The 6,347-nt window shown below is 54.6% G+C and carries 7 protein-coding genes; 4 read left to right on the top strand and 3 right to left on the bottom strand.

The window, feature by feature from the left end; genetic code table 11:
- Positions 1 to 262: 262 nt before the first annotated feature.
- The 3 genes from ABX962_RS26820 to ABX962_RS26810 all read right to left on the bottom strand — a co-directional run bounded on the left by ABX962_RS26820 (position 263) and on the right by ABX962_RS26810 (position 2,845).
- A complete protein-coding gene (locus ABX962_RS26820; protein WP_372723991.1) occupies positions 263 to 1,453 on the bottom strand; it encodes a type III polyketide synthase in 1,191 nt (396 codons plus the stop codon).
- A 542-nt stretch (positions 1,454 to 1,995) separates the two neighbouring features.
- A complete protein-coding gene (locus ABX962_RS26815; protein ID WP_052031703.1) occupies positions 1,996 to 2,430 on the bottom strand; it encodes an AP2/ERF family transcription factor in 435 nt (144 codons plus the stop codon).
- Between the two features lie 265 nt (positions 2,431 to 2,695).
- A complete protein-coding gene (locus ABX962_RS26810; protein WP_372723989.1) occupies positions 2,696 to 2,845 on the bottom strand; it encodes a hypothetical protein in 150 nt (49 codons plus the stop codon).
- 266 nt (positions 2,846 to 3,111) lie between these two features.
- Between ABX962_RS26810 and ABX962_RS26805 the strand changes: the two genes are divergently transcribed.
- The 4 genes from ABX962_RS26805 (at position 3,112) to ABX962_RS26790 (ending at position 6,209) form a co-directional block, all read left to right on the top strand.
- On the top strand, positions 3,112 to 3,243 hold the full coding sequence (locus ABX962_RS26805) for a hypothetical protein (protein ID WP_372723987.1): 132 nt from the start codon (positions 3,112 to 3,114) through the stop codon (positions 3,241 to 3,243).
- A gap of 24 nt (positions 3,244 to 3,267) precedes the next feature.
- The gene (locus ABX962_RS26800) at positions 3,268 to 3,399 is read left to right on the top strand and encodes a hypothetical protein (RefSeq protein ID WP_372723986.1); all 132 of its coding nucleotides are present in this window, start codon (positions 3,268 to 3,270) and stop codon (positions 3,397 to 3,399) included.
- Positions 3,400 to 3,846: 447 nt separating this feature from the next.
- On the top strand, positions 3,847 to 5,424 hold the full coding sequence (locus tag ABX962_RS26795) for an alkaline phosphatase (protein ID WP_372723984.1): 1,578 nt from the start codon (positions 3,847 to 3,849) through the stop codon (positions 5,422 to 5,424).
- Between the two features lie 320 nt (positions 5,425 to 5,744).
- Positions 5,745 to 6,209 (top strand): hypothetical protein, encoded by a 465-nt coding sequence (locus tag ABX962_RS26790; RefSeq protein WP_372723982.1) that lies wholly within the window; start codon positions 5,745 to 5,747, stop codon positions 6,207 to 6,209.
- The last annotated feature ends 138 nt before the right edge of the window (positions 6,210 to 6,347 follow it).

The following is a 6,347-nucleotide window of genomic DNA, read 5'->3' as shown; positions in this document are numbered from 1 at the left end:
GTGTTGATCGGTGCGATTATCGGATTCGTGATCCGCGAACAGTTCTAATCCAACCGCGAATCCGTAGCGGAACTCGTCAAGAGTTTCGACGGGCATACGTCGATCAAACGAAAGCCGTTGACGGCTTGTTGATTCAGTCAAGTTTCCTGCGGCAACGGGTGTATGATGGACTTCCTAGTCCGTCAATCGTGTATTGGACGGACTAGGAAGTCCGTCGTACGACTAGATTCAACTGGCACCATCCCGATAAGACGCGATACGCCTACTGAAACAACGCCGCTTCCATTGCCAAGCCAGGGCCAAAGCCAAGCATCAACGTTGGGGGCTTCTGTGCGTTATCGAGCAATTCATTCAGCACAAACAGAACGGTGGGCGAAGACATGTTCCCAAACCGACTCAATACACTACGCGAGGCGAGCAAGTCGTCTTCGCCGAGTGAAAGCGATTCGGCACACGCATCAAGAATGCGAGGGCCGCCGGGATGAATCGCCCATGATTGGATCTCGGCCAATGACAACCCGGTCTGGTTCAACCATTTTTCGAGTGGCTCGCGTGTCGAGCGGCGAATCACGTCGGGGACTTCGGCTGATAAATACATCTCAAAACCGTTGTCACCAATTGCCCACGACATCATCTCTTCGGTGTCGGGGATGATCGCGGAATAGCTGCTCGTTAATGTCACATGCTCGGCGTCGGAAGCTTTGTCAGATCCGGATCCGATTACTGCCGCCGCTCCGTCGGCAAACAACGAATTCGAGACGATCCGTTGGTGATCCCAGCCATATTGTTGATGTAAACTGCACAACTCGACCGCCACGACTAACACGCGTGCCTTGGGGTCGGCATCCGCATAGGCCTTGGCGACGCGGAGTCCGTTCATGGCGCCGTGGCATCCCATGAATCCGACGTTGGTGCGAGACACCGTTGCGGGTAAACCGAGTTGGCGAATCAACGCGATATCGACTCCCGGTGCATGAAATCCCGTGCAGGAAATTGTTACCAAATGGGTGATCTCGTCGGGACGAACGTCACAATCGGCAAAGGCTTTTTGTGATGCTTCGATCGCTAACCCCTCGCCATGGTCGCGGTAAGCACCGAGTCGCTGCGCGGTCGTCGGTCCCCGGTCGGTGGCATCGTTCGCTGGCCAATAGAACGACTGGTTGGCGCGATCCAATACGGTGGTCGAGCCCGCCGGTTGTGCTTCGGCAACCTGGGATGCGGTTCCATGCAGAGCGTTTGCGGCGACCGACTCGCCATTAAATGACGATTGAGACTCCGTTTCTAGCAGCACGCTGTGACGCGATTTGACTCCCGTTCGACGATACAACGTCGAAAGCAGACGCCGTTGTTGGTCAGTCTCGCAACAGATTCCGTTGGCAATCTCGGCGGAACCTTCTTGGGATACGGACAGGCTCGGTAGAGCCGTTCCCATACCATGGATCTTCATACTCATGCATTCCTCGGGGCTAGATTCTGCAATCGACTTGGCACAGTCTATTCAAAAGGATGACAGACTGGCAAATGAGGGAAGCCTAGCGAGAGTGTCGGAGGCAACTTGATGAAGAAACGCAGCGAGCCGGACCCGCTCCGCTGCTCGACGTTTCACCCTCGGTTAAGACTCTATTATCCATAGCAGAGCGAATCTGCATAATGGTAAACGAGATTAATGGGCAAAACGTGGCTGAAATGAGTGAATACAACCCGTACAGCGAGCTAAACGAGCGTCGCCCACCCACCGGCGATTGCAGAGTGCTGATGGAACACACTATGTAGAGGTGTATGATGACCGCCCGCTGGGCGGTCATCCTCTGGCCCCTAAGTAAGGTTGCCAATGCAAGGTAATTCCAATGCGAGATTCGTGACCTCGAGTCCGCCTAGACCAGGCTTATATGCCCCACAAAAGCATGGCGACGCATACCGCGTGGTAACTCTCGGTCGTGAATGCTACAGCAAAAGTAGAATACTCTGCCGCGATAACCTTTTAAGCGTCGTCGCTTACGATTTCATGCTCGCGACACCTTTGGCGCGTGCCTTGACGGCAAGCTTGTAGGCTTCGTCGTGGCCGTATTTCTCGACCGAGAATCGTTGCGTCTTTCGCACACCCTTACTTGGGCTCCATTGAGCTACCCAGTATTGGTAGGTGGGCTTGGACGGCCAGCGAGAATCGACCTCTTCGACAAGCCGAACCCCGACGACGCCGGAAGTGTTATTTGAGCGAACAATTTTCGACAATTGTTGTGGCGTGTAGCCCTTCAACTTGCTTTCCAACTCATCGCGGAATTTCTTCGCAGCGGCTTGAGCCTTGCGTTTTCCACCATATTCGTTGTCTGCAAAAAACTTGGTGTGCTTCTTTCCCTTGCGCATTAAACGCACAAGGAAGCCCCCAGAACTGTCACGGTCAATCCGTGTGATGTTTCGATTCGCACTCATCGATGTTCAACTACATTACGAGTAAAAACGGGTGTCTAACTGATGGATTCAATTGTAGACGCCAAAAACAAGTTGCCAGAGACGTTCACTATGATGTACACCTGTCTTGGCGCAAAAATTACGCAAAAAAATTGCGATAGGTTACATCGGAGAGTGTTTTCTACCCCTGTCTGGGGATTTGAAACGCGATGTGAAGTGACAACCGACTTAACCGACAGTGCATCGCGTTTGTCAAACCTACGCCTCTGAGGTGCTCTCCGGCGCTTCAGCTCGACCACCCAAACCGACTCGGATGGGATGCACGATTCGTCCATCGCAGCGACGACGCTGGCGAATTGTTTTTAACCCGCGTCCCTCGGATCTGCATCACGCGAGGTTCGCTCGGTTCGCTGACGTTGCTCCAATCCGTCGGCATGCTTCCTCACTCCGGTTGCATCAAGATGACCCTTGCTGCGCCTTCGTGAATCCGAAAGGGGCCATCGCAGTTTGGCTCAAGGCGGCTCGAGCAGACATCAATCTATTGCATTGGATTGATCGCGACAAGAATATTGCATCCGTATGTCACCATGTGTGATTGTCCGATAACCCGACGCGAGGATCCCAACCCAGCGCGAGAATCCAAGCGTCCGGGGCACCCATATTCCAGCCGCAAGGCAGTGCGACATCAAAATGGTGACACCCATGTACCTGTCACTTCTCTCGTTGTCAGACGCGATCGCTTCGGGTGGGCAATCGTATTCGTCGGGGCAATCGCCTCTGCTTGAGATCTCGTCAACATTCGCCTCGCTGTTTTCCGTCGGCGACCGATTCTAGCCTCGCTCGATGAAAGGCGGGACGATGATTATCAGACGTACGAATTGGTTGGGGGTATCGGTTGTTTGGGCGGATCGATTGTATGGGCGGATCGATTGTATGGGCGGATCGATTGTATGGGGGTTGCCGGTGGTGCCAATCGATCCATCGGCGTAAAGAGTCCGACAAACTTGGATGAAGAGTGTGTGTGGAAACGACGGTGACGGTCGTTGGCTCAGCTCGCAGCGAATGGGGCCGAAACGCTCGAATCCAGTGACGCCGCGTCACGCTCGTCCGTCTGGTTTGCTCGGCAAACGCGAGCTCAAACGTTGATTCTTGTCGGGAAACGCAAGTCGTCTCGGCGGAACGTTGCCGTTCCACTGGCCCCCGCGGCGGATCACGTCTTGCATGCTCGGGACCACCCGCCGGGGTGTCGAGCCGATGCACGGCGGTGGTTGCTGGGGCGTCGGCGTTTCTTATCATTGCAGCCGCTCAAACATGGCCATCTCCGCCGTTGTATGATGCATGTCCCTGGGATGGGCTTCCGCAGGCGATGTTGCGGCATCGCGATTCCTTTCCCTAATCACTCCCCGCCCAAAACCTCTCCTTAAGGATCTTTGCCTCATGACATCCACTGCCAAACCGAAGCAACGTAGGTATGGAATCGAGCGTCGCGACTTCTTGCGTTACATGGCGGCCGTGTCTGCGATTCCAACGCTGGCGCTGCGAGTTCAGGGCGAAGTCACCGAGAAGCCGCACTTTAGCGACAATCCATTTACGCTGGGCGTTGCCTCGGGCGATCCGGCTCCGGACGGTGTGGTGATTTGGACGCGTTTGGCGGTCAAGCCACTTGAACAGGGTGGGATGCAACACAAAACAGTGCGGACGCGATGGGAAGTCGCCACCGACGAATCGTTTACCAATGTGGTGCGTCATGGGGATGCCGTCGCATCCCCCGCCCTTGGGCACTCGGTGCATGTCGAAGTGGACGGGCTGAAGCCTCATCGTTGGTACTTCTATCGCTTTCACGCTGGCAACGAAACCAGCCCCGTTGGCCGCACTCGTACCGCTCCGGCAATCGATGCCATTCCCGACCGCGTCCGGTTTGCCTTCACGTCATGTCAACATTACGAGACGGGGTATTTTAACGGCTACCCCCATATGCAACGCGAAGATCTCGATCTTGTCGTTCATCTCGGCGACTACATTTACGAATATGCGGGTGCGGACAAGCGTCCTCGCAAACACATTGGCGGTGAGATCGAAACACTGGACGACTATCGGACTCGCTATTCCCAGTATCGACTCGACCAAACGCTTCAAGAAACCCATCGGCTGTTTCCTTGGATCGTGACATGGGACGATCACGAGTTTGACAACAACTACGCGAACCTTGTTTCGGAACAGGACGGCGTCTCGCCGGAAGCCTTCTTGGCTCGGCGTGCTGCCGCCTATCAAGCTTATTACGAATTCATGCCACTGCGGCGAAGTTCGTTTCCGCAAGGACCGAACATGAAGCTGTATCGTGGATGCCAATACGGACGGTTGGCCAATTTCCACGTGCTCGACACGAGGCAGTACCGCACCGATCAACCCAACGGTGATCATCAAAAACCGATGACCGGCAAGGTATTTGATCAGAAAGCAACGATGCTGGGCGATCAACAAGAGCAATGGCTAATGCAAAGTTTGCTCGAGTCGTCGTCGACTTGGAACGTGCTTGCCCAACAGGTGATGATGGCGCCGCTGAATCGCGGTGAAGGCGACGACCGCCGCTACAGCATGGATCAATGGCCCGGCTATGAAGTGAACCGTCGCCGGTTGTTAAACTTCTTTCACGAGAAATCGATCTCCAATCCCGTCGTGTTGACCGGGGATATCCACGTCAATTGGGTCAACGATCTGCAGCTCGATTTCCAAGATCCTAACTCGCCATTGGTGGGAACCGAATTGGTTGGCACCGCGATGACGTCCGGCGGCAACGGCGGCAATGTGATTCCCGAGTATGAACGTGCCGCCGCACAAAACGACTTCGTGCGTTGGTACAATTCCAACCGCGGCTACGTCTCGTGCGACATCACTCCGCAATCGTGGACGTCTCACTTCCGCACCACCCCGTTCGTCGACAAACCCGGGTCTCCCATCGAGACCAAGGCGTCGTTCGTGATCGAAAACGGCAAACCCGGTGCCGTCCGAGTATAGTTCCGACAGGTATCGTTCCGAAACGATCAGTACCAACGGAACGTCCTAAGCACAGGCGGTAGCCCTGTTTGCATTTTCGATGGCACTGCCGCTGCGTTTTTTAACAGCCGGAACCTTGATCGCGAGGTTCCGGCTGATGATTCTGAATTGGGTGGCTGACGTCGGCGGAAGCGTGACGATAGAATAGTCAAATGTGCTTTCATTTCTGACTTGCCACTTCGATCGGCGCACTGACTCAACTCGGTTGGGTCGAGACGCTACTGAAAGATTCAAATCTTGCAATCTCTGTGTGTTGTGGAGCTGACGGGCTCTCTTCGTTCATGAAACATTGGCGATTTCTGTTACTTGCGTCGATCGCACTGCTGTCGTTACCTGCAAAAACGACGGATACCAAGTCGCTATCGATCGAGGCCGACCGACCGGCCAAAATTGCAAAGATGCCAACGCCCATCGCCGTCGATGGGATTCCATTTGCGCTGCTATCGACGGGAGTCTTTGGATTCGATTCCGTTTCGGCAACTCAAGCATCAGTTTCGCAATTTGACACCGAATCGAAGTTGGATCTTGGTATTCCATCGTTCGAGACGATGTTTGCCTTGACGACGTCGCTGCCGCTGACCACGGTTTGGCTTTCGACGCCATCCGCGTCGTATGACGAACGCCTGTTGGACGTTGCTGGTTTGTCGCAATTGCGACTGCTTCCACGCTGGACGGTTGCCCAGACGTTGCGACTACGTCAATCGCCAGCCTCTCTGCTTGCGCTGTGTATTCGATTGCAGGTTTAGTGTTCACACCGCTCCGATCGACGGCTTGGTTCAGACAGATTGTTTGAATCAACGCATCGGTGTGTCACTTCTTTTTTCTATCTGCAACCTTTCTCGAGCACGACTTGATCCGCAGCGACTGCGATTGTCCTCTGGGCC

The organism is Novipirellula sp., assembly GCF_041583735.1.
GTDB lineage: Bacteria > Planctomycetota > Planctomycetia > Pirellulales > Pirellulaceae > Novipirellula.
Note: the sequence above shows the minus strand (reverse complement) of the source record. Positions and strands in the feature narration are given on the sequence as shown.

Bases quoted from the DNA above. Each gene is read 5' to 3' on its own strand.
- ABX962_RS26800 (WP_372723986.1), top strand. From the start codon at position 3,268: ATGATTATCAGACGTACGAATTGGTTGGGGGTATCGGTTGTTTGGGCG.
- ABX962_RS26790 (WP_372723982.1), top strand. From the start codon at position 5,745: ATGAAACATTGGCGATTTCTGTTACTTGCGTCGATCGCACTGCTGTCG.
- ABX962_RS26810 (WP_372723989.1), bottom strand. From the start codon at position 2,845: ATGCCGACGGATTGGAGCAACGTCAGCGAACCGAGCGAACCTCGCGTG.
- ABX962_RS26820 (WP_372723991.1), bottom strand. From the start codon at position 1,453: ATGAGTATGAAGATCCATGGTATGGGAACGGCTCTACCGAGCCTGTCC.
- ABX962_RS26805 (WP_372723987.1), top strand. From the start codon at position 3,112: ATGTACCTGTCACTTCTCTCGTTGTCAGACGCGATCGCTTCGGGTGGG.
- ABX962_RS26815 (WP_052031703.1), bottom strand. From the start codon at position 2,430: ATGAGTGCGAATCGAAACATCACACGGATTGACCGTGACAGTTCTGGG.
- ABX962_RS26795 (WP_372723984.1), top strand. From the start codon at position 3,847: ATGACATCCACTGCCAAACCGAAGCAACGTAGGTATGGAATCGAGCGT.